Source organism: Ureibacillus galli, from assembly GCF_014836845.1.
GTDB lineage: Bacteria > Bacillota > Bacilli > Bacillales_A > Planococcaceae > Ureibacillus > Ureibacillus galli.
The window spans coordinates 13,763-36,577 of sequence record NZ_JACSQA010000020.1 but is presented as its reverse complement, the minus strand read 5'-3'; the positions used below and the strand labels follow the sequence as shown (position 1 = coordinate 36,577).

General features: G+C 34.9%; 26 protein-coding genes and 1 other annotated feature (1 of these 27 running past the window's edge). Of the genes, 15 read left to right on the top strand and 11 right to left on the bottom strand.

Going from position 1 to position 22,815, the window contains the following annotated elements:
- Positions 1 to 49, bottom strand: a binding site (T-box leader); it reaches 188 nt to the left of the window's first position.
- Between the two features lie 356 nt (positions 50 to 405).
- Together H9636_RS12895 and H9636_RS12890 are read left to right on the top strand one after the other, a co-directional pair.
- Entirely contained in the window at positions 406 to 2,052 is a 1,647-nt protein-coding gene (locus tag H9636_RS12895) for an FAD-binding dehydrogenase (RefSeq protein ID WP_191707972.1), read from the top strand.
- A gap of 63 nt (positions 2,053 to 2,115) precedes the next feature.
- Positions 2,116 to 2,898, top strand: coding sequence for an enoyl-CoA hydratase (locus H9636_RS12890; protein WP_191707971.1), 783 nt, complete (start codon positions 2,116 to 2,118; stop codon positions 2,896 to 2,898).
- A 46-nt stretch (positions 2,899 to 2,944) separates the two neighbouring features.
- Here H9636_RS12890 and H9636_RS12885 read toward each other — a convergent pair whose 3' ends face one another.
- Complete coding sequence (locus tag H9636_RS12885) at positions 2,945 to 3,130, bottom strand: YhzD family protein (RefSeq protein WP_191707969.1); 186 nt, start codon at positions 3,128 to 3,130, stop codon at positions 2,945 to 2,947.
- Between the two features lie 194 nt (positions 3,131 to 3,324).
- On the opposite strand from H9636_RS12885, the gene yhaM reads away from it, so the two are divergent.
- The gene (yhaM, locus tag H9636_RS12880; RefSeq protein WP_191707968.1) at positions 3,325 to 4,263 is read left to right on the top strand and encodes a 3'-5' exoribonuclease YhaM; all 939 of its coding nucleotides are present in this window, start codon (positions 3,325 to 3,327) and stop codon (positions 4,261 to 4,263) included.
- 174 nt (positions 4,264 to 4,437) lie between these two features.
- Here yhaM and H9636_RS12875 read toward each other — a convergent pair whose 3' ends face one another.
- Entirely contained in the window at positions 4,438 to 5,355 is a 918-nt protein-coding gene (locus H9636_RS12875) for a peptidylprolyl isomerase (RefSeq protein ID WP_191707966.1), read from the bottom strand.
- A 142-nt stretch (positions 5,356 to 5,497) separates the two neighbouring features.
- Here H9636_RS12875 and H9636_RS12870 point away from each other — a divergent pair, with 142 nt between their 5' ends.
- Positions 5,498 to 5,593 (top strand): YjcZ family sporulation protein, encoded by a 96-nt coding sequence (locus H9636_RS12870; RefSeq protein ID WP_191707965.1) that lies wholly within the window; start codon positions 5,498 to 5,500, stop codon positions 5,591 to 5,593.
- 138 nt (positions 5,594 to 5,731) lie between these two features.
- On the opposite strand, the gene H9636_RS12865 is transcribed toward H9636_RS12870, so the two are convergent.
- The 6 genes from H9636_RS12865 to H9636_RS12840 all read right to left on the bottom strand — a co-directional run bounded on the left by H9636_RS12865 (position 5,732) and on the right by H9636_RS12840 (position 9,133).
- A complete protein-coding gene (locus H9636_RS12865; RefSeq protein WP_191707964.1) occupies positions 5,732 to 5,917 on the bottom strand; it encodes a hypothetical protein in 186 nt (61 codons plus the stop codon).
- Between the two features lie 71 nt (positions 5,918 to 5,988).
- A complete protein-coding gene (locus tag H9636_RS12860; RefSeq protein ID WP_191707963.1) occupies positions 5,989 to 6,528 on the bottom strand; it encodes a DUF3267 domain-containing protein in 540 nt (179 codons plus the stop codon).
- Positions 6,529 to 6,725: 197 nt separating this feature from the next.
- Entirely contained in the window at positions 6,726 to 7,280 is a 555-nt protein-coding gene (locus H9636_RS12855) for an HTH-type transcriptional regulator Hpr (RefSeq protein ID WP_263604252.1), read from the bottom strand.
- Between the two features lie 185 nt (positions 7,281 to 7,465).
- Positions 7,466 to 7,843, bottom strand: a complete 378-nt coding sequence (locus H9636_RS12850; protein WP_191707962.1) for a YtxH domain-containing protein — start codon at positions 7,841 to 7,843, stop codon at positions 7,466 to 7,468.
- Between the two features lie 168 nt (positions 7,844 to 8,011).
- Entirely contained in the window at positions 8,012 to 8,545 is a 534-nt protein-coding gene (locus tag H9636_RS12845; RefSeq protein WP_191707961.1) for a tryptophan transporter, read from the bottom strand.
- A 162-nt stretch (positions 8,546 to 8,707) separates the two neighbouring features.
- On the bottom strand, positions 8,708 to 9,133 hold the full coding sequence (locus H9636_RS12840; protein ID WP_122970864.1) for an HIT family protein: 426 nt from the start codon (positions 9,131 to 9,133) through the stop codon (positions 8,708 to 8,710).
- Positions 9,134 to 9,321: 188 nt separating this feature from the next.
- Between H9636_RS12840 and H9636_RS12835 the strand changes: the two genes are divergently transcribed.
- Entirely contained in the window at positions 9,322 to 10,062 is a 741-nt protein-coding gene (locus H9636_RS12835) for an ABC transporter ATP-binding protein (RefSeq protein WP_191707960.1), read from the top strand.
- Complete coding sequence (locus tag H9636_RS12830; RefSeq protein WP_191707959.1) at positions 10,055 to 11,254, top strand: ABC transporter permease; 1,200 nt, start codon at positions 10,055 to 10,057, stop codon at positions 11,252 to 11,254. The genes H9636_RS12835 and H9636_RS12830 overlap by 8 nt, the downstream gene beginning before the upstream one ends.
- Positions 11,255 to 11,306: 52 nt before the next feature.
- Here the strand turns inward: H9636_RS12830 and H9636_RS12825 are convergent, their stop codons facing one another.
- Positions 11,307 to 11,807: a helix-turn-helix domain-containing protein gene (locus H9636_RS12825; protein WP_191707958.1), complete on the bottom strand. Its 501-nt coding sequence runs from the start codon at positions 11,805 to 11,807 to the stop codon at positions 11,307 to 11,309.
- Between the two features lie 221 nt (positions 11,808 to 12,028).
- Between H9636_RS12825 and H9636_RS12820 the strand changes: the two genes are divergently transcribed.
- A complete protein-coding gene (locus tag H9636_RS12820) occupies positions 12,029 to 13,357 on the top strand; it encodes an MFS transporter (protein ID WP_191708012.1) in 1,329 nt (442 codons plus the stop codon).
- Positions 13,358 to 13,384: 27 nt separating this feature from the next.
- Positions 13,385 to 14,368 (top strand): ornithine cyclodeaminase family protein, encoded by a 984-nt coding sequence (locus tag H9636_RS12815; protein ID WP_191707957.1) that lies wholly within the window; start codon positions 13,385 to 13,387, stop codon positions 14,366 to 14,368.
- A gap of 35 nt (positions 14,369 to 14,403) precedes the next feature.
- Here the strand turns inward: H9636_RS12815 and H9636_RS12810 are convergent, their stop codons facing one another.
- The gene (locus H9636_RS12810) at positions 14,404 to 14,925 is read right to left on the bottom strand and encodes an antibiotic biosynthesis monooxygenase family protein (protein WP_191707956.1); all 522 of its coding nucleotides are present in this window, start codon (positions 14,923 to 14,925) and stop codon (positions 14,404 to 14,406) included.
- A gap of 465 nt (positions 14,926 to 15,390) precedes the next feature.
- Here H9636_RS12810 and hemE point away from each other — a divergent pair, with 465 nt between their 5' ends.
- From hemE to H9636_RS12790, 4 genes are all read left to right on the top strand, one after another.
- Positions 15,391 to 16,443, top strand: coding sequence for a uroporphyrinogen decarboxylase (gene hemE / locus H9636_RS12805; protein WP_191707955.1), 1,053 nt, complete (start codon positions 15,391 to 15,393; stop codon positions 16,441 to 16,443).
- A gap of 92 nt (positions 16,444 to 16,535) precedes the next feature.
- On the top strand, positions 16,536 to 17,468 hold the full coding sequence (hemH, locus tag H9636_RS12800) for a ferrochelatase (protein ID WP_191707954.1): 933 nt from the start codon (positions 16,536 to 16,538) through the stop codon (positions 17,466 to 17,468).
- A gap of 33 nt (positions 17,469 to 17,501) precedes the next feature.
- Positions 17,502 to 18,899 (top strand): protoporphyrinogen oxidase, encoded by a 1,398-nt coding sequence (hemY, locus tag H9636_RS12795; RefSeq protein WP_225230214.1) that lies wholly within the window; start codon positions 17,502 to 17,504, stop codon positions 18,897 to 18,899.
- 131 nt (positions 18,900 to 19,030) lie between these two features.
- The gene (locus H9636_RS12790; RefSeq protein WP_191707952.1) at positions 19,031 to 19,567 is read left to right on the top strand and encodes a FixH family protein; all 537 of its coding nucleotides are present in this window, start codon (positions 19,031 to 19,033) and stop codon (positions 19,565 to 19,567) included.
- 125 nt (positions 19,568 to 19,692) lie between these two features.
- On the opposite strand, the gene yhfH is transcribed toward H9636_RS12790, so the two are convergent.
- Positions 19,693 to 19,818, bottom strand: a complete 126-nt coding sequence (yhfH, locus tag H9636_RS12785; protein WP_122970854.1) for a protein YhfH — start codon at positions 19,816 to 19,818, stop codon at positions 19,693 to 19,695.
- Positions 19,819 to 19,955: 137 nt separating this feature from the next.
- Here yhfH and H9636_RS12780 point away from each other — a divergent pair, with 137 nt between their 5' ends.
- From H9636_RS12780 to H9636_RS12770, 3 genes are all read left to right on the top strand, one after another.
- Positions 19,956 to 20,948 (top strand): lipoate--protein ligase, encoded by a 993-nt coding sequence (locus H9636_RS12780; protein ID WP_191707951.1) that lies wholly within the window; start codon positions 19,956 to 19,958, stop codon positions 20,946 to 20,948.
- Positions 20,949 to 21,112: 164 nt separating this feature from the next.
- Positions 21,113 to 21,817 (top strand): response regulator transcription factor, encoded by a 705-nt coding sequence (locus tag H9636_RS12775; RefSeq protein WP_191707950.1) that lies wholly within the window; start codon positions 21,113 to 21,115, stop codon positions 21,815 to 21,817.
- The gene (locus H9636_RS12770; protein WP_191707949.1) at positions 21,817 to 22,794 is read left to right on the top strand and encodes a sensor histidine kinase; all 978 of its coding nucleotides are present in this window, start codon (positions 21,817 to 21,819) and stop codon (positions 22,792 to 22,794) included. Before H9636_RS12775 ends, H9636_RS12770 begins: the two co-directional genes overlap by 1 nt.
- Positions 22,795 to 22,815 lie beyond the last annotated feature (21 nt).

The following is a 22,815-nucleotide window of genomic DNA, read 5'->3' as shown; positions in this document are numbered from 1 at the left end:
GCTCTCTTAAGTTTTCGAGGAAAGAGTATGTCTCCGTCCTAATATTTTTCGTTGATTTAATTGTTAACATCATAATCCCTATTGTTCAGTTTTGTCAACATGTTTTCAAAAAAAATTTCGTTATAAGATAATAATACCTATTATATACGAATATTATCTAGTTTATTTTATATAATGTTCGTATTTATATCCATCCTTATACGCTATTAACATTGGGAAAATGGTAGAAGTATCAGAATATTAGGTTGATTTTATTCGATTAAATTAACTAAATTGAAGTTTTCGAGATTTTTCGTCTTTTAAAGAAAATCAGGCAAGTAAGTTAATTTATTCTTCAATGAAAAGAGGAAATAAAAAGAATGTTCAAGAAAGATAACATTATACATTTCAAAAAGGGGTGGAAGTGTGAAATACGACGTCATCATTGTTGGGGCTGGGCTCGCTGGATTAACAGCAGCTTGTGAATTAATTGATGGGAACAAAAAAGTATTAATTGTCGATCAAGAACCAGCAAACTCTATCGGCGGCCAAGCTTTCTGGTCTTTTGGAGGATTATTTTTAATTGATTCTCCTGAACAAAGAAGATTAGGTATTAAGGATAGTAAAGAATTAGCATGGCAAGATTGGCTTGGTACTGCTGGTTTTGATCGGTTGGAAGATGAAGATTTATGGAGTTATCAATGGGCACAAGCATATGTAGAGTTTGCTGCTGAAGAAAAGTATGAATGGCTAAAATCAATCGGTATTAAATTTTTCCCTATCGTCGGGTGGGCGGAGCGAGGTGGGGCGTTAGCTGGTGGACATGGCAATTCTGTCCCTCGATTTCATATCGTATGGGGAACGGGACCAGGAATTGTGGAGCCCTTTGTAAAGAAAGTTAAGCAAGCCGAAAAGGTAGGAAAAATCGATTATAAACCTCGTCATCGAGTAGATGAACTAATAACCAAAAACGGGGAAGTCATAGGGGTTAGTGGAAAAGTATTAGAAGAAAGTCAAATTGAGCGAGGACAGGAAAGTTCGAGAATAGCAATTGGAGATTTTGAATATTATGCAGAGTCAGTCATTGTTGCCAGTGGTGGAATCGGAGCTAATATGGAACTCGTACGACAAAATTGGCCGAAAAGATTAGGTAATCCGCCAAAGCAAATGATTGCAGGGGTGCCCGCTTTTGTGGATGGGCGTATGTTAAAAATCTCAGAAGATGCTGGAGCTCGTATCGTCAATAAGGATCGGATGTGGCATTATACAGAAGGTTTAAAGAACTGGAATCCGATATGGAACAATCATGGAATAAGAATTTTGCCAGGACCTTCTGCCATGTGGTTTGATGCGCTAGGAAATCGATTTATGGCTCCAAATTTTCCTGGATTTGATACTTTAAGTACGTTAGAGGCAATACAAAAAACGGGGTACGATTATTCTTGGTTCATTTTAACAGAAAAAATAATTGAAAAGGAATTTGCCCTTTCAGGTTCAGAGCAAAATCCTGATTTAACGAACAAAAGTATCTTACAGTTATTAAAGCGTGTATTGCCTGGTCCTCCAACCCCTATTAAATCTTTTAAAGAATATGGGGAAGATTTCATTGTGGAAAGAAGTTTAAAAGATTTAGTGGAAGGAATGAATCAACTAGCTGGAAATAACTTACTTGATTTCATAAAAATTAAAGATCAAATTTTAGCAAGAGATAGGGAAATGGATAATAAATTTACGAAAGACTTACAAGTGATGGCGATTCGTAGTGCAAGAAATTACGTCGGGGATAAATTAATACGGGTAGCAAAACCTCATAAGTTACTCGATCCACAAAACGGTCCTTTGATCGCTGTACGATTAAATTTGTTAACCAGGAAAACATTAGGGGGTCTACAAACAAATTTAAACGGTCAAGTTTTAAATGATGCAGGCGAAATCGTAAAAGGATTATATGCAGCTGGTGAGGTAAGCGGTTTTGGTGGTGGAGGTGTCCACGGTTATAGAGCTCTAGAAGGAACCTTTGTTGGGGGCTGCTTGTTTACTGGGAGACAAGTTGGGAAATATTTAAGTAAATAAAGGATATTTGATGACATTCATTGAATAGTTATGTATAAAATGTAAAAATTAGGGGATGGTTTAATGGCTTATGAAACAATAAAAGTAGAAATCGCAGATCGTCGTGCAACATTAACCTTTAACAGACCGAATGTGGCAAATGCAATGGATTTTCAAATGATGAAGGAACTTGCCGATTGTCTCGAGTTTCTGAAAGATAATCCTGAAGTTCAAATTTTAGTAATAAAAGGTGAAGGAAAGATTTTTTCAGCTGGTGGGGATATTAAAATGATGTTGACGTCTGGAGCTCCAAATGACTTTGGAAACATCATGGATTATATCTCGAGAATGGTATTAGCACTATATCAGTTGCCAATGATTACAATTGCACAAATCCATGGCGCAGCTGCAGGATTAGGCTTCAGCTTAGCTTTAGGATGTGACATTATTGTTGCCGAAGATAATAGTAAACTAGCTATGAATTTTATCGGTATTGGGCTAATTCCTGATGGTGGCGGCCACTTCTTTATGAAAGAACGGGTAGGTACAACGAAGGCAAAACAACTCATTTGGGCTGGAAATGTGATGGATCCACAAGAGGCGCTAGATTTAGGCTTAATTGATTATAAAGTAGAAGAAGGGGAATCGGAATCTTTTGTCGATCAATTAGTTGGCAAGATTTTATCTTCTCCGATTTTAGCGATGTTAGAAACAAAGTCGATTTTACATACACAAAAGCTATCTGAACTAACTTCTATTTTACAATTAGAAGCAGATGGGCAAGTGCGTATGCGTAAAACAGAAGACCATTTAGAAGGCATTAAAGCTTTTATTGAAAAAAGACCACAACAATTTAAAGGGAAATAATCGAAAGGCGTCTCCTTAATGGAGACGCCTAATCGTTTTTACTCACTTAAATATGGAATAAAATTAGTTTGCCTTTCGAGTTAACGAGGCGGTGTGTTTTATTTTCTACACCGTGTACTTCAATTTGTTTTTGTCCATTTACTTTGGCCACTTCTTCATTTTCGAATGTCCAAACTTCATCAAATAGAATTTCCCCTGTTTTTTCAAATGCTGTAAAACGATAATTCTCCATTGTATCCCCACCTTTTTACAAACTAGAAGATATAATACATTATACATAATAAAACGGATTAATTCATTGAAAATATCGAAAATTTGGTTAATCGAATGTTGTTTGGAAATTAAATCGTATCTATTAGTTTCCCATGTTACAATAGTAATATAAGAGTTTCATACGGAATAAAGAGAAAAAGGAGTGTTTTCAATATGAAAGGAATTACCCAACTCCAAGCGGGGGAATCAGTGAATCAATTTTTATTAATTAAACAAGCGACAAAAGGAGTTACAACAGTAGGCAAACCTTTCATGACACTCATCTTACAAGATAAGAGTGGGGACATTGAAGCGAAATTATGGGATACAAACGAAGAGCATGAAAACATGTATCGTCCTGAAGTCATTGTACATATTGGTGGGGAGATACACGATTATCGTGGGAAAAATCAGCTTCGGATTAAGCAAATACGGGTTGCGAGAGCAGATGAAGGAATTCAAATAAATGATTTACTCCCATCTGCATCAACACCGAAAGAGGAACTTTTTGAAGAATTAACCCAATTTTTCTTTGAAATTAAAAACCCTAATATCTCTCGAATTACTAGATACATTATAAAAAAATACCAAACCGAACTATCGGTTTATCCAGCCGCATCGAAAAATCATCATGATTATGCTTCTGGATTAATTGATCATGTCGTGTCCATGCTTCGACTTGGGAAAGCAATTTGTGACCTTTATCCGACTTTAAATCGTGATTTAATTTATTCAGGAATTATATTACACGATATTGGGAAAGTAAAAGAACTAACGGGTCCTATTGCTACAGCTTATACAGTGGAAGGAAACTTATTAGGTCATATTTCTATTATGGTGGATGAAATTGGCCAAGCAGCTAAAGAATTAGGCATTGATGGGGAAGAAATTGTTATTTTAAAACATATTGTGTTATCCCATCACGGTAAAGAGGAATGGGGAAGCCCTAAAAAGCCAATGGTTCAAGAAGCAGAGATTCTCCATTACATTGATAATATAGATGCAAAGATGAACATGTTAACACGAGCATTATCAAAAACAAAACCGGGTGAATTTACGGAAAGACTATTCCCATTGGATAATCGTTCTTTTTACAAACCAACCTTCGAGTAATTTGAATGGAACTTTACAGAAAAAATTATCATTAAAAAGTTCAAGTTATAGAGCAGTTGCCTTTAAAAAAGGTCACTGCTTTTTTAATTTATAGAAGGGAAAAGTGGCCGGTTCAAATGATAACCGAAAAAAACGTAGTATTTTTTCAAATACTACGTTTTTAAAAGAATTTAATTATTTATCTGATTTTTCTTCTTCAGTTGCTTTATCATCAGCTTTGTCTTCAGTTGCTTTTTCGTCAGACGCTTTGTCTTCCGTTTCTGTGTAGTGGTCTAAAGCTGCTTTTAAGTCTTTATCTTTAATATCGACTTTAGCTTCTTTCACTAATTCAACAACTTTTGTTTGCCAGTCGCCTTTTTGTGCAAGAGTTTTTCTAATTTCATCTTCTTTTTCTTCCAATGTACCGTAATCTTTTACTTCACGCTTGTCCGTTACTTGGATAATATGGAAACCAAATTGTGTTTGAACTGGTTCACTAATTTCATTTATTTCTAGCGCATAAGCAGCATCGTTGAATTCATCTACCATTGATCCAACAGTAAACCATCCAAGTTCTCCACCGCTAGAAGCAGAACCGTCTGTTGAGTATTCTTTAGCTAATGCAGCAAAGTCTTCACCAGCGTTTAACTTTTCGATAACAGCGCGGGCTGTTTCTTCGTCAGCAACTAAAATGTGACGTGCATTTAATTCGTATTTTCCTTGATTGTAGTATTCTTCGATTTGTTCATCTGTTACATCTTCTGCAAGAGCTTTTTCTTGTAAAAGAGAGAAACGAACATTATCTTTGAATGCTTCTTCAGTTAAGCCGTTAGAAGATAATACAGATTCAAAAGAATCACCATATTGTTCTTTAACGGATTTGAATTGCTCATCTACTTCTTTATCTGTCACTTTGTATTTGCTTTCTAAAATTTGTTCAATTACAACTTGCTCTAATAAGGCATTACCAGCAAGTTTTTTAATATCATCATAAAATTCATCTTTCGAAATATCTCCATAAGTTGTTGAAACAACTACCTCATCACCAGAGTTACATGCTGATAGGGCGAAAACGGAAGTAGCTAGTGTTAGTGCTAAAAACGGTTTTTTCATAAGTTATTTACTCTCCTAACCTTCGATTGAAATCAATAGTAACTATAACATAAACGGATTAAAAACAAAATGGTTGCATGTTTATTTGCCTATATGCCACGAACGTGCATGCATAATATAGACTTTGAAAGGGGGTGTCGTGATGGGAAGCTATAGTGGCGGATATGGAAGTGGTTTCGCGTTATTAGTTGTGTTGTTCATTTTATTAATCATTGTAGGTGCTGCGTTCATTTACTAATTTAAACAACATACGTAACGAAACTGCGGGAGCTAATGTTTATCATTAGCTCTCTTATCTATTTATCCGTACCAACTCAACTTCTTAGACCCTTCAATGACAACCTTTATTAACCCATTTAAATTTGTTCTTATCTTTTTACATTGAAACGTATACTTCAACATAAAAAGAAACTAATAAAATGGTAACGAGTACATTTATGGTACGGAATATTTTTTCATGCTTTTCTTCTGGAATTTCTTTTAACATGACAAGTGCATATGTCATGCGATTTATTTGAAATAAATAAAACACTGAGAATAGCACTACAATGAAAAGTAGCAAGTCTATTCCTCCCCTCTTTCACTTCCTTTAAGGATACAAAAAATGTCAATGTAATACAAGTAAATATACCACTAAAGTGTTCTTACTAAAATTTCACAACCCTTTGGTGTTTCTTCAATAACAGCATCTTTAGGCGCAACGATTAAATTTTTTACATATAAAAGATCCACAAAACAAATGCTAGTATGATACCCCAGTAATATACAAATGAAGTGAGTATGATGGGGAAAAGTAACAGCAAGTATAATAAGTATTGTATTTATTATAATAAATGGAGCTAATAACGTAAAAATATATCGCTTTTTTGAAATAATGGTTTTAATACGCATACGAATGATTGGAATAAACTTGTATTCGATACGCATTCGGAATTTAACAAAGACTCGATAATTAAAAAGTGAGTAATAATGGATCAGCTTATGTAACGGATAGAGTAAAAGTAAAATCACAACAAAAACCCCAAAATAATCGTCTCGGTATAACGTCGGGTGTATACGATTAAATACTAAATAGGAAAAGGAGAAAACCAATATAAACAATGATGTTACCATAATCGATATCCAAGTTGACCCATATTCTTTTTTTATGTTAATTGTTTTCCAACAATGCAAGATAAATGACCCCATTTAAATTTTATAGTGAAAATATTGTAATGGAAAAACGGCCGTAACGCTACACCATTTTTTGAAATAGTAGAGAATGTGGTGTTTTAAAGAAAAAGAAAAGAGTGTATCGCTACACTCATAATCATCCTTGACATTCTATTGCGTATTCATACTTTTAATAAACGGGTTTTTGATGTGTCATTTTATCTTTTTAATATCAATTTGTCTTCATCTTCAACGATTGAAGAGCGGAAGTTTTTAAATGAACGTTCAAAAATTTCAATAAAATCTTCCCCATAAATGTTACGGATAACGGCCATAACATCAAGAAATTCTGGAAATCTACCATACAATTCTTTTAATGCTAGAGATCCTTCAAGGATTGAATGATGTGTATCGTAATAATGATCGTACATAAGTAAAATTAGATCCTCGCCTTTAGGTGTCAGTTCGACATAAGTATTACGTTTGTCATCATCCCGCTTAGAGAACTTCAATAAGCCCCTTTCTTCTAATTTTTTAGAGAAGTTAAAAGCAGTTGAAACATGCATTACTCCGAATCTCGCAACATCAGAAATAGACGCACCTTTTAGATGAAAGGCAATCCATAAAATGTGATGTTCATTGATGTTTAAATCATAGGGCTTAATCCATTGTTGCCAGTCTTTCTCTACAGCTTTCCATAATGCTTTTGACAATTGAGCAATTCTTTGACTATAAAGCATTGCTTCTTTCATTGTGTATGAATCATCAGACAAAGCGAACACCTACTTTCTTCTTTCCTTAACATTATGAAAATATTATAGCAGTAAAAGAAAAAAGTTTAAAGTTAGAAAAATTAAATAATTGAATTTTGCCTGAAAAATATTAAAATTTACGATAGAATAATTAAAAATTACCCATTTAATATCCATAAAATAGGTATAAATGAGTAATTAATTTTTTATTCATTATTCTGTTTGTTATTGATTTCTGATAAATTATTCTCGATTTCGGTAATAGATTTCTGCAATCCTTCTATTTCTTCTTTTAATTTCGCAGTATCCGGTGCAATTTCTTGTTTAAAATTGGAAATGGAACCTTTTAAGTCATTCATTATATTCGGGATATTATTTTTCGCTTCATTTTTTAATGATTTAAAGGACTCTTTTACTGAACTGGAATGGTGTTGAATTTCAGTTAACCTTGTTTTAGCAATCTTTAAATTTCGGGCAACATTTGAGCGAAGTTGATCTCCCGATTGGGGTGTTGTAAAAATAATGGCAGTTAGCCCTCCGATAATTCCTGTTGATAGTCCGATTAAAAATGGTTTCGCACGCATACTTATCACTCCTATAGGGTAATCGATAGTTTATTATTTTCTTCTATATATAAAAGTTTCCCTCTCTTAACCATATTAAACCATGAAATGCGTTTTAAAAAAGAAGTAGAGAGGAGGCTAGTCTAGAAAAAAAGTAGACAAAGCGAATGTACTTTGTCTACTTTTAATTTAAGCTTGGGATATCGATGTGTTGAATTTTGCACGTTTTAATAGGTTCGTAATAATTGGATAGATAATGATAAACGCAATAGCATTTAATAGTACAGCTGGTAAAACTACGAGGACAAATAAAGCACCGAATGCTTGCCCGCCAGGTAATCCTACTAACATTAATGCCATAGATAGGAAAACAGTTCCAGAAAGTAATGTTCCAAGACAAACTAATACTGTTCCTACTGCAATTTTTTGTGCTACTTTACGTAAAGCTACGACAATAATAAAGAAAATAATACCTGTTACGACTTTATCAATAATATTTGGAACAAAGCCGCCCGGGAATGTGGAAAATAGACCAGATAAAATAGCTGTTGCAATAGATAACAAAAATGTCTCCTTAAAGGTAGGGAATAATAAAATCCCAATAAACATCATTGTTAACATAAAATCTGGTTTCATCCCTTCACCGTAACCAGGGATTATAAGATAAAGCGCAGCACCTATACCAACTAAAAGTGCCATTAAAACTAAATTTTTTGTATTCATTTACAAAACTCTCCTCTACTTTTCTATGCTCTCATTTCCTAACGTGCACTCGTTGCCGTTAGCGAAACTTACATTGATTTTAATCGCTTAATAAATATTTTGCAACCTCATATAATAGAATACAATTCAACGAATTTCATATAATTGTAAAAGGATACAATCTTAGTCGTTTAAGTTTTCTTTTATTTGAGATGCGATTGTTTGTAAAACATCAGAAGTAAACTCGTTTTGTTTTGTTTCCCACTTAACTTTTAAACCATCTGTTTCATCATAACGAGGAATAAAGTGTAAATGGTAATGGAACACAGATTGTCCTGCAAAAGCACCGTTGTTGTTAATCGTGTTCATTCCTTGTGGATGAAAAGCATCTTTAATCGCATTAGCAATTTTAGGTGCAACGGAATAGAGTTTAGATGCAACTTCTTCTGGCATTTCAAATAAATCTTGGACATGTTGTTTTGGAATTAATAAAGTATGTCCCTTTGTTAAAGGTGAAACATCCATAAATGCATAGACGTTTTCATCTTCGTAAACTTTTGTACTTGGAATGGTACCGTCAATGATTTTACAAAAAATACAATCGTTCAAAATAAACACCCTTTCAAGTAAAGTAGTGAGACATGCCAGCCTAATTGGTGATATGCTCAATTTTTCAAAGACATCGTATACAGCTTTGATTAGCAATATTCGTGTTTTTCTAATATTTTAACATATGACAACTGATTCAATTCGCATTTTTTGTTAAACTGTAGAAAGAATAGGAGTGACGTAAAAAAATGACATTGTTACAACTAACTGAAGTAACCGGTGGGTATACAAGAAAACCAGTAATTAAAGATTTAACTTTTTCAATTGGTCAGGGTGAGCTAGTTGGTTTAATTGGTTTGAATGGAGCAGGAAAGAGTACAACGATTAAACATATTATCGGTACACTTTTACCACAAAATGGGGAAATTCGTTTAAATGGTGTCACGCTGAATGAGGATATGGAAAAATATCGCTCTTCTTTTTCATATATACCCGAAACCCCTGTGTTATATGATGAATTAACTTTAAAAGAACATTTAGAATTAACAGCAATGGCTTATGGCATTGACCAACATACATTAAAATCGCGCTCAGAAGATTTATTAAAAGAATTCCGAATGGAAAGACGTTTAAATTGGTTTCCGTCCCATTTTTCAAAGGGGATGCGTCAAAAAGTAATGATTATGTGTGCATTTTTAGTAAATCCACCATTATATATTATTGATGAACCATTCGTTGGTTTGGATCCACTAGGAATTCAATCGTTATTAGATCAGATGGATGACAAGAAAAAAGATGGTGCTTCCATTTTAATGTCTACCCACATCTTATCAACAGCTGAAAAGCATTGTGACCGAATTATTTTATTACATGAAGGTCGAGTTCGAGCGCAAGGGACGATGAATGATTTACGAAAAGCCTTTAATATGCCGAATGCTACATTAGATGATTTATATATCGCTATGACAAAGGAGCAAGACCATGAATAATTTGAACGAGGTCTGGTCTAAGCGATTTACCCACTATATGAATGAAGTGCAAAAATATATGCGTTTTGTATTCACAGGACATTTAGCAATTGTGTTAGTGTTTGTAATCGGCGCTGTCGGATATCAATATAGTGAATGGTTAAAAGTCGTCAACGCTTCTTTCCCAGCAGAATGGATCATAGCGCTTATTATCGGCTTCATTTTGGCATTCAGTCGACCTGTTACATTGTTACGTGAACCGGATCAAGTTTATTTGTTACCGTTAGAATCTAAAATGTCCCTCTATTTTAAAAAGGCGCTAACATGGACTTTTTGGTCTCAAATTGGACTAGTATCCATTGTGTATATTGTGGCGATCCCTTTATTAAATACAGTGACCGAATTATCTTCTGCCCAAATTTGGACTGTATTAATAATTATTATTCTTTTAAAATATTTGAATGTGCAAATTGAATTTCATTATCGATACGCTAATAGAGGACATAACATTGGCGTTGATAAAATAACTCGTGCCGTTCTTTCGATTTTAACGGTGCAATCAATCTTAACTGCACGTTTTTCCTTTGTTATTCTTTTTATCGTTTTACTTTTAATATACGACTGGGCATTAGTTAGACGAGTAAAGGAACAACCAATCCCTTACGAACATTTTGTCAAATTAGAACAAAACCGCATGATGGGCTTTTATCGCTTTGCGAACTATTTTACAGACGTCCCTCATTTACGAGGTTCGATTCGCCGAAGAAGTTGGTTGAATTTCGTCTATTCAATTGTTCCTTATAGTCAAAAGAGTACCCAAAATTATTTAGTCTATCGAACATTTATCCGAACGGATGATCATTTTTATTTATGGGTTCGATTGACGGCGATTTCTAGTATTGTCGTCTTGTTAGTGAATATTCCAATTGTTACATGGATTGTTGTTGCGGCCCTTTCCTTTGCAACGACGATTCAGTTAAAATACGCCCTATTATCTTCAGGAGATTTTAGAATGGATCGGCTATATCCAGTTGTAAAAAGTCAACGAAAACAAGCAGTGCAAAAAGTGTTGCGTCTTTTCATGGTCATTCAAGCCATTATTGTTACCCTTTGTGCCGTTGGACAACCTTTGTTTTTTGTATTAGCGATTATTTTGATAGTGATAAGTGAAGTTACTTTTATGATGACAAAGGATCCTTCTGAGGATAATTAAACAAAAATAAAGGAGTACTGAAGTTTAATTACTTAAGTACTCCTTTTTATTATTAATTAGTAGAAACTAATAGAAACCGAACTTCGTGTTCACTATTATTCCACCAATTGTGGTTTCTTGTGGATTCTAACATAATGGAGTCGTTTTCTTTTAGTTCAATCATATTTCCTTCAAGGGATAATGTTAATGTACCAGATAAAACGTAGATGAATTCATGGCCATAATGGGTAAGTTCTTTAATTTCCTTTTCCCTCGGCTTTAATGTAACAAGTATCGGGTGAAAAGATGGGTTTTTAATATTATTCGAAAGATCCTCGTAATAAAAGGGGAAACTTTTCACTTCTGGGCTATCATGATTTGTACCGGAAAAAAATATACTTGGATTAACATAAAGGGCATCACTAATTTTCCTCAATGATTCTAATGTTACATTACATTTGTTTCGTTCTACTTGAGATAAGAAACTAATGGAAACCCCCGTAAGTTCTGATAGCGTTTTTAATGTCATTTTCTTCTTTTTTCTTATTTTGCGGAGTCGTTCACCTATCGTCATGTCTAACACCCCTCCTGATATTTCCATAAAAAAATTATACGCTACTAAACTAGGTAACTCAAACCTAAAAAAATATATTGACTGAAAATTCTAAAATGTGTAATATTTGATTTGAAATAATTTAAGTGTCACTTAAATTTTTGTACATACTTTGCTTTCTTTCTTCGATTTTTAGTGACATAAATAAAACCTAAGGAGGAAATATTGTGAGCAAAAATCAAATGGTGAAAGTATGGATTGCGAGTTTAGTAGGAAGTTCGATTGAATGGTTTGATTATTTTCTATATGGCACAGTTGCCGCATTAGTATTTAATCAAGTGTTTTTTGTCGCCGATGATCCAACAGTCGGTCTATTGTTATCATACGCTTCGTTAGCTTTAGCCTTCTTTATACGCCCATTAGGCGGTGTTATTTTTAGTCATATCGGTGACCGGATAGGACGGAAAAAAACCCTTGTTGTAACGTTAACGATAATGGGCGTTGCAACGGTATTAATGGGGCTATTACCAACATATCAAGCAATTGGTGTAGCCGCTCCGATTCTATTAATTACCCTTCGGTTAGTTCAAGGAATCGGGATTGGTGGTGAATGGGGCGGTTCATTGCTACTAGCAGTTGAATATGCACCAAAGGATAAAAGGGGACTATTTGGTGCCTTCCCACAAATGGGTGTTACAATCGGGATGTTTTTAGGTTCAGGTGCATTAACATTCATCACTTCGGTTGTTTCCCAAGATGCCTTTATTTCTTGGGGTTGGCGTATTCCATTTATTGCAAGTGCAGTTTTAGTTATTTTTGGTCTATGGATCCGTAAAGGGCTTGATGAGACACCTTCCTTTAAAAAGGTACAAGAGTCAGGGGAGATTCCAAAATTACCGATTGTTGATATTTTTAAATACCATTGGAAAGAAGTACTAATCGCCATTGGTGGAAAAGTTGTTGAAACAGCTCCATTCTATATTTTTGCCACATTTATCGTGTCCTATGGAACAAGTAATTTAGGTTTTACCAATACGCAAGTTTTAGTTGCAGTTATGATCGCTACAATTATTACTACGCTGTTAATGCCAGTAATGGGGAGTTTATCTGACAAGATTGGCCGTAAAAAAGTGTATATATGGGGTACGATTGGAATGATTTTATACGCATTCCCATATTTCTGGTTACTAGAACAACGTACCTTTGCAACGCTATTGATTGCAACAATTATCGGACTAGGTATTATTTGGGCGCCGATTACTGCTGTATTAGGTACAATGTTTTCTGAGATTTTCGACGCGAAAGTACGATATACAGGAGTTTCATTAGGATACCAAATTGGCGCTGCCGTTGCTGGTGGAACAGCGCCGCTAGTAGCAACTGCTTTATTAGTTCAATTTGATAATTCCTATGTTCCTGTTGCCCTTTACATTATATTGACCGCTGTTATTTCTTTATTTGCCGTATTCTCAGTAAGAGAAAAGAGTAATAAAGAGTTAGATGAATTTGAAACTGTAAATAATGAAGGTAAAACTGAAGGAAAAGAACGGGAAAAGACTGCTGTACATTAATAAATAAAAATAACGGAGATGTTACGATTGAACGTATTAAATGAAGAAGAAATTAAAAGTTTTTATAAGATGGAAGATGCCATACAAGATGTTCGAGAAACGTTGATTGCAAAAGGTCAAAATAAAGTTCAATCTCCCCATCGAACGGTACTGGAGTTTTCAGAAAGTAATGCTTCCTCTCTTTATATGCCAAGCGCGGATTTGGAAAATAAAGTGGCGGCAGTAAAAGTCGTGACGATTTTTCCAAATAATCCTGAAAAAGGGTTGCCCACAACCCAAGGAGTCATCGTTTTAACGAGTACGGAGACCGGTGAGCATTTAGCTTTAATTAATGCCTCTTATTTAACGAGATTACGGACAGGCGCAATGACTGCCCTAGCAACTGACTGCCTTTCAAAGGAAACTTCAGAAGTGTTAACAGTTATCGGAACGGGTGGAATGGCATTTGAGCAAGTACTTGGGGTATTAGCGGTTCGGAATATTCGAGAAATACTTTTAGTAAATCGAACGAAGGAACGGGCTCTATTATTCTTACAAACGTTAAAGGATTTTGGAGTTTCAGCCACCATTAAGGTGGAAGAGGATGTCAATGTGGCGGTTAGTAAAGCTGACATTATTTGTTGTGCTACAAAATCGACAACACCCGTCTTTAACGGACACTATTTAAAACCTGGTACCCATGTGAATGGAGTTGGTTCTTATTTACCACATATGCATGAAATTGATCAAACTACCATTGCATCCGCTTCTAAAATTGTGGTAGATGATTTACATGGTGCAAAGGATGAAGCTGGAGAACTAATCAATGCGAATAATAAAGGGATTTGGTCCTTTGAACAACTGTATGGGGAATTAGAGTCTTTAGTAAGCGGCCATTTAATAGGAAGAGAAAACGAAAAGGATGTGACATTCTTTAAATCCGTTGGGGCTGCTTATTATGATCTAGCCGTTGCAAAGGGTGTCTATTCTAAAGCATTAAAGGATAATCGGGGAATAAATGTCGAAGTATAGTAAAGGAGGGGTGTCCATTGACACCCCTCTATTTTTTATTGTTCACTTTCCATTAATTTGCCAGAGTAAGTCGTTAGGTAACTGGCAGCGTTAAATATATTTTGTTTTTTTACACCTGGTGTTGTGCCATTTGGCTTGCTATGGGCTTCTTTAAAGGATTGGGAATTTTTCCACGTTTCAAAGGAGTTTGGACCAGTCCATTGGGTAAGTACAATATACGTATCAGAAGCTAAAGGTCGTAATAATCGGAAAGCAATAAACCCTGGCTCCTTTTCAATCGTTTTAGAACGGTCTAAAAACCGTTTTTCAAATATCGGTCTCCCCTCATCAGACACCGGAATATGATTGAAAACAAAATAACCTCGTTGCTCAAGTTCGTTTACACGATCTAACACTTCATACTTCCGAGGTGTAGCAAAAAGCGTTTTTCCCTCTGTTTCATGGAGTAAGACAGATGTTCCAGAACCATGTAAAACAATCATTTGTTCCTTTGAACGATATTTTTTCATTAACTTCTCCATATATTCCGCAGTTCCAGATGTTAAATAGATATACATACGTAACCAAACTCCTTTCTTCATTTCCTATTGTTATCATCAAAGCAAAAGACGGAACGTTTGTCAAAAATAATTCATGATAAAAACCTTTCGTTAAAGAACAATTTTATGACATTTAGTCGATAAAACTATACAATATGATGGTAAAAGTATATATTTGAAAACGGATATCAATGAACTAATATATTTCTTTGTCAGCAAAATTTTACCTTTTCTAATGGAAAATGTAACAGATGAACAAAGAGGAACCTATCGTCTTTCTCACGACCTCGTAACATATTTAACGGAAACGGTAATGTGTTTATCATCGGTACGTTTAAAAATAGACGACAAGTGAAATGACCATAAGGTAGTTTTGCTTTTTTACTTTATTCTTTATAGAGTTTCCTATACGGAATAGAGAGTGGCTTTGATAGAAAAAGGAGTAGCAATCAAGGCGAATTAAATTGAGGGGAAGGTACAAAAATGAAAGCGATTAATGATACATTATTGCGGGCTGCTAGAGGTGAACGTACAGAGTACACACCAGTATGGTATATGCGTCAAGCTGGCCGTTCTCAACCAGAATACCGAAAAATTAAGGAAAAGTATTCATTAGAAGAAATTACTCATCAACCGGAATTATGTGCTTATGTCACAAGATTACCTGTTGAAAACTACAATGTAGATGCAGCAATCCTTTATAAAGACATTGTAACACCTCTTCCAGGTATCGGTGTGGATGTGAAAATTAAAGCGGGTGTTGGACCAGTCATCTCAAATCCAATTCGTACTGTAGCGGATGTTGAGAAACTAGGACAGTTCAATGCAAAAGAACATACACCCTTCGTATTAGAAACAATTAAATTGTTAACGGAAGAACAATTAAATGTACCATTAATAGGCTTTGCAGGTGCACCTTTCACTTTAGCAAGTTATATGATTGAAGGCGGTCCTTCTCGTAATTACAATAAAACAAAATCATTTATGGTTTCGGAGCCGAAAGCATGGTTTGCTTTAATGGACAAATTAGGCGACATGATTATTAGTGACATTACAGCTCAAATTGAAGCTGGTGCAAAAGCGATTCAAGTATTTGATTCTTGGGTTGGTGCTTTAAATGTTGAAGACTACCGAGTTTTCATTAAACCAGTTATGACACGTATTTTTGCTGAATTACGAAAAGAGAATGTCCCATTAATTCAATTCGGAGTAGGTGCTAGCCATTTAATTAATGAATGGAATGATCTTCCGATTGATGTTGTTGGCTTAGATTGGCGTATGCCAATTCGAAAAGCCCGTGAGTTAGGCGTACAGAAAGCTGTGCAAGGTAACCTTGATCCTTCATTGTTGTTAGCAGATTGGTCTGTAATTGAACAACGAACAAAAGATATTATCGATCAAGGACTTGAAGTACCTGGCCACATCTTTAACCTAGGTCATGGTGTATTCCCAGAAGTAAATCCTGATGTATTAAAACGCCTTACAACCTTCATTCATGAATACAGTCGTGAAAGAGTAAGTCAATTAGGTCAATAAGGTTAATTTATTCAGGGAGAAATTTTATTTTATCGAAGTTTTTTTCAAATAATAAATGACAGCATTAAGTAAAATTTTATGAGGTGAAAAAATTGAAACCAGTACGCGGGTTATTAGTAATGGCATATGGAACACCATATAAGGAAGAAGATATTGAAAGATATTACACACATATTCGTCATGGACGTAAACCTTCTGAGGAGCATTTAGAAGATTTAAAAAGTCGTTATAAAGCAATTGGTGGGATTTCGCCCCTTGCAGAAATGACGAAAAAACAAGCACAAGCTCTTGAAGCACGTTTAAATGAAGTGCAAGATGAAGTGGAATATAAATTTTATATTGGTTTAAAACATATTGAACCATTTATTGAAGATGCAGTTGAAGCAATGGTGAAAGATGGGATTGAAGAAGCAGTTTCAATTGTATTAGCACCACACTTCTCAACATTCTCTATCAAATCTTACAACGGTAGAGCGAAAGAAGCGATTGAAAAACTAGGTAGCTCGATGAAATTAACTTCTGTAGAAGCTTGGTACAACGAGCCGAAGTTTATTGAATATTGGAAGGAAGCAGTGAATCATGCATTTGCTGAAATGGACGAAGAAGAACGTGAAACAGCATGTTTAATCGTTTCAAATCATTCATTGCCTGAAAAAATTAAAGAAGCTGGCGATCCTTATGAAGACCAATTAATTGAAACAGCTCGTTTAATCCAACAAGCAACAGGTGTGAAAAATGTGGAGGTAGGCTGGCAATCTGCTGGTCAAACACCTGAGCCTTGGCTTGGACCGGATGTACAAGATTTAACACGCGAACTTTATGAAGAAAAAGGGTTCCGTTCATTCGTCTACATTCCTGTAGGGTTTGTAACAGAACATTTAGAAGTTCTTTATGATAACGATTATGAATGTAAAGTGGTTTGTGAAGAACTAGGAGCGAACTACCGTCGTCCGCCAATGCCAAACACGCATCCTTTATTTATTGATGCAATGGTGGATGCTATTTATAATAAATTGGCTAATTAATTTTAGAGAGTGATGATGAAGGTGACTTTAAGTATGCGAAAAGTTGCTGTTATAGGTGGTGGAATTACCGGCTTAACGGCAGCATTCTATTTACAAAGAAAAGCACAATTGAACAATTTGCCGATTGAGGTCGTGTTAATCGAATCATCTTTACGTTTAGGTGGTAAAATCCAAACTTTAAGAAAAGACGGATTTGTTATCGAACGGGGTCCTGAATCTTTTTTAGACTATAACAATAGTGTTCGTAATTTAGCGGAAGATTTAGGAATTGAACAAAAGATGATGGAGAATAACAATGGTCATACCTATGTGGCAGTCGGTAGCAGTTTATATCCAATCCCGAACAATTTAATGTTCGGATCACTTGAAGTCTCTTCATTCATAACTTCTAGTTTATTTTCTTTAACTGGTAAGATTCGTGCTGCAGGGGATTTATTGTTACCTAAAACAAGAGATGTGGAGGATGAACCAATTGGGGATTTCTTTAGACGTCGTTTCGGTAAAGAAGTTGTTGAAAATTTAGTAGAACCTTTACTTGCAGGAACTTTTGCGGGAGACATCGACCATTTAAGTATTAAGTCGATGTTTCCCCAATTTTATCAGATTGAAAAGAAACATCGTAGTTTAATTCTTGGTTTGAAAAAATCAGGAGAAGCATTAAAAAAAGACCATATTGAGTCCTATCAAACTTTTGAAAATGGTTTAGAAACGCTAGTTGAATCATTGGAATCTCAATTATCGCCCAACTCCATTTTAAAAGGAGTAAAAGTGGAATCAATTGATAAGTTAAATGATGGAACGATTCAATTATTTTCGAATAATATGGCTCCTATTAAATGTGATGCAGTGATTATGACGACACCTTTTAATGTGGCAAAGGATATTTTCACTAGTTACGGTTTGTTGGAACATACGCCTATTATGCAATATGCCACTATTGCAACAGTAACAATGGCCTTTAAACAAGGAGAAGCTAAAAACTATCAAGATGCTATGAACTTTTTTGTATCTAGAAATAGTGACTTTGCCATTACGACATGTACTTGGTGTAATCATAAATGGAAAAATGTTGCTCCCGAAGGTTACGACTTGTTGCGAGTATATATTGGTCGTGTCGGTGATGAAGCGATTGTTGAATTGTCAGATAGCGATATTGAAAAAACTGTTTTGAAAGATTTAGAGAGAGCCATTGGTTTAACGGAAGCGCCATTATTTACGGTTGTTTCCCGTTGGAAGCAATCAATGCCACAATATACAGTAGGGCATGAGAAACGTATGGAATCGATGAGACAGCAATTGGAAAAAGAATTCCCGAATGTTAAATTAGTAGGGAGTTCCTATGAAGGAATTAGTGTTCCAGATTGTGTTTCTCAAGGGAAAGCCGTTGCTGAAGATGTGCTACAAGAACTGTTTGAAATGCAGCTCATCTAAATTAAAACTTGAACATAGCTGTCGAATCTTCATAGATAAGGCAGCTATTATCTTTTATTACTTTGTAAATAACAGTATGAACTAATTCGAAACCGATAAAGTTTTCAATCTTAAGATTGGAGGAAATAACAATGAAAAAGTGGTTCGCAAGTTTCGTAGCAATAACGGTATTATTAGTAGGATGTTCGTCAAATGACACAAAAGTAGATACGAATAAAGAGCCAGTAGATGTAGCATCACTTGAAGTCATTGTAGATATATTAACGCCTGAAAAAGTAGCAGTGAATGAACCAATCGAATTAGCTGCCCATGTTTCTCAAAATGGTGAAAATATAAATGATGCAGAATCTGTAGAATTCGAAGTGTGGGAATCTGGATATCGAGATGAAGGGCAAATGATGGACGGTGAGTTAGAAGCAGACGGTGTTTATAAAGCGGAAATTACCTTTGATCATGATGGCGTTTACTATATGTACGCCCATACAACTGCGAGGGGCTTGCACGTTATGCCGAAACAACAAATTATTGTCGGTAATCCAGATATGAGTAAAGTAAAAGAAGATAATAGTGATAGCTCAATGCCAAGTGATCAAGGAGAATCTACAGAAACAGATCATAGTGAGCACGGTGAGCATAGTGAATCCAATGAAGAAAGTAATCATCATTAAGAAATCAATTAAAAACCCTCAAAGCTTGAGCGAGCTTTGAGGGTTTTATCGTGTAAGCTATTTACTTAAAGGTTCATCTACTAAGATGAAGGTTAATACTGAATCAATAATACACCGACTGACGACTAGAGAGAATTGCATTTATCGCAAGTGTTGCCGTAACATTCACTTTGTTCTTCCATTTTGTCCCCACATTGTACACAAACTTTGTCGGGTAAATTTTTGAAGAATTCAACAACGTTTTCTAACAAGAGCCGCCCCTCCTTTTGGACATCTGTTATATTACTGATTTGATATTTTTAATTGTATTATAACAGTTTGTTTTCGTCAACACATAATTTCAATTTTCGTGTAAAATAGTAACTGTATTTGAAGAGGAGTGAAAACAATGTATTTTATCGATAATAAAGGGATTACAGACCCCCGTATTAACTTAGCAATAGAAGAATATATTTTAAGAAATATGGATATAGAAAAGGACGATTATTTACTGTTCTATATCAATCAACCATCAATTATTATTGGGAAAAATCAAAACACGATTGAAGAAATCAATACTGACTATGTAGAGGAAAATGGAATCATTGTTGTAAGACGTTTATCCGGTGGTGGAGCAGTTTATCATGATTTGAACAATTTAAACTTTAGCTTTTTAACGAAGGATGATGGTAACAGCTTCCACAACTATAAAAAGTTCACACAGCCTGTTGTAGATGCCCTTGCGAAACTTGGTGTAAATGCCGAACTTTCCGGTCGTAATGATATTTTAGCGGAAGGCCGTAAAGTATCAGGGAACGCCCAATATTCAACGAGAGGGCGTATGTTTAGTCATGGAACTTTAATGTTTAATACAGATGTGGATGCGGTTGCTTCCGCGCTAAAAGTGAAAAAAGATAAAATCGAGTCAAAAGGGATTAAGTCTGTTCGTTCTCGAGTTGGTAATATTTCCGATTATTTAAAAGAACCGATGACGGTAGAGCAGTTTAGAATGGAAATTTTAAAATCGATTTTCGGTGGAGAAGAAAACATTCAATACTACAATTTAACTGACGAAGATTGGGAAAAAATTCATCAAATTTCAAAAGAACGTTATCAAACATGGGAATGGAACTATGGAAAATCACCTCGTTTTAACATTCAAAAAACGAACCGTTTCCCTTCAGGCAGTATCGATATCCGTTTAGAGGTAAATAAAGGAATCATTGAAGAGGCTAAAATTTTCGGAGATTTCTTCGGTGTAGGTGATGTAGAAGAAATTGAAAAACGTTTAATTGGGACAAAGTATGATCGTTCTAGCATTGACATTGCTTTAGAATCAATTGATATTCCTCACTATTTCGGTGGTGTCACAAAAGAAGAATTTTTAAACTTAATCTATTAATACTCCCTTTTTACTAAAAAGGTGCTCCATTTCTACTAACGGGGCATCTTTTTTATATTTCAAGATGATACGAATAGAAAAAAAGTAGCTCCAGGTTTATGACCTATCGACTTTTTGATAAAATAAAGTAATTAAGCATTCCAAAATATAACGGAGGAATGAGTATGGTAAACACAAGGATATTCATTGTGGAGGACGATCATAAGATTGCTTCCCTTTTAGCAGATACATTAAGAAAATATCAATATGAAGTAGAGATTGTACAAAATTTTGATGAAATCGTAGAGGAATGTAATTCTTTTGCTCCTCACATTATTTTATTAGATATTAATTTACCTTCCTATGATGGCTATTATTGGTGCCGACAATTAAGACAACATACAAAATGTCCCATTATATTTATCTCAGCACGTTCTGGGGAAATGGATCAAATTTTTGCGTTAGAAAATGGCGGAGATGATTTTATTACAAAGCCATTTAATTATGAAATTGTTTTAGCGAAAATTAAAAGTCATTTAAGAAGAACTTATGGGGAGTATTCTTCTAGACAAGAAGAACGTACCGTCCTTTTAGGTCAGTTAACCCTTTATTTAGAAAGAATGGAACTACATTTAAGGGAAATTGAAATTCCATTGCAAAAGAAAGAGTGTATCATTTTAGATTTACTCATGGGCCAATCTCCGAAAGTCGTATCGAGGGAAAAATTACTGGAAGAACTATGGGATGACCAAACTTTTGTCGATGAAAATACGTTGAATGTTAATATGACCCGTGTTCGAAAAAAACTAGCTGATTACGGCGTTCTTTCGGTTATTGAAACGGTTCGGGGTGCTGGCTATCGTTTCGTGTTAAATGCGGAGGAAATGTAATGGGGTTAAGATTATTTATAAAGGACAATTGGTCATTAATTATTTTTCAGCTATTTATCGTTCTTTTTATATTATCAGTCTACTGGTTAGACGGATTTCGAAATGTGAATACGGCCATCTATACAATTATTATTAGTTTAATATTAACGGTTTCTTATTTAGGAGTTCGCTATTTTTTCCGTCAAAGATATTTGAAAAAAATTACCCAATTACCTTTCACGATGGAAGATGCCCTTCAGAAAAATGCCAAATCACCTGAACATATCCAAACGGAACAATTTTTACAAGAACTATATCGAGTGTATCAACATGAAGTACAAGCTTTATATGCCACTCAAACAAGACATGAGAAGTTTTTAAATCAGTGGATTCATCAAATGAAAACACCCATTGCTGTATTGGAATTGTTACTGCAAGAAGAAGGTCCGCTCGACAAAAACAGTGTCCAAGAGGAAGTAGAACGTTTAAGACGAGGACTCGAAATGGTGTTAATGAATGCAAGACTTGATAAGTTTGAGGATGATATGCAAGTCGAGCAAGTAAACTTAAAACAAATCGTCAATGCAACTATAAATGACAATAAACGTTTATTTATAACAAATCGGGTCTTTCCAGAAACACATATTGATGACGAATTAACGGTTGCTAGTGATTCGAAATGGTTAAAATTTATTTTAGGTCAATTTATTACAAATGCCGTGAAGTATACATTTGAGCAAAATAAACGAATCATCGTGTCAGCGACAAAACAAGAATCGAAAGTAACGTTAACGGTAAAGGATGAAGGAATTGGTATTCCAAAATCGGATTTAACGAGGGTTACAAAAGCCTTTTTCACAGGGGAAAATGGACGTAAAACCGGTGAATCTACCGGTATGGGTTTATATTTAGCAAAGGAAATATGTGAAAAATTAGGTCACGAATTATTAATTGAATCTGAAGTAGGGGTAGGAACGACTATCATATTAACTTTCTAATACTATTTGATGAGGGAATTG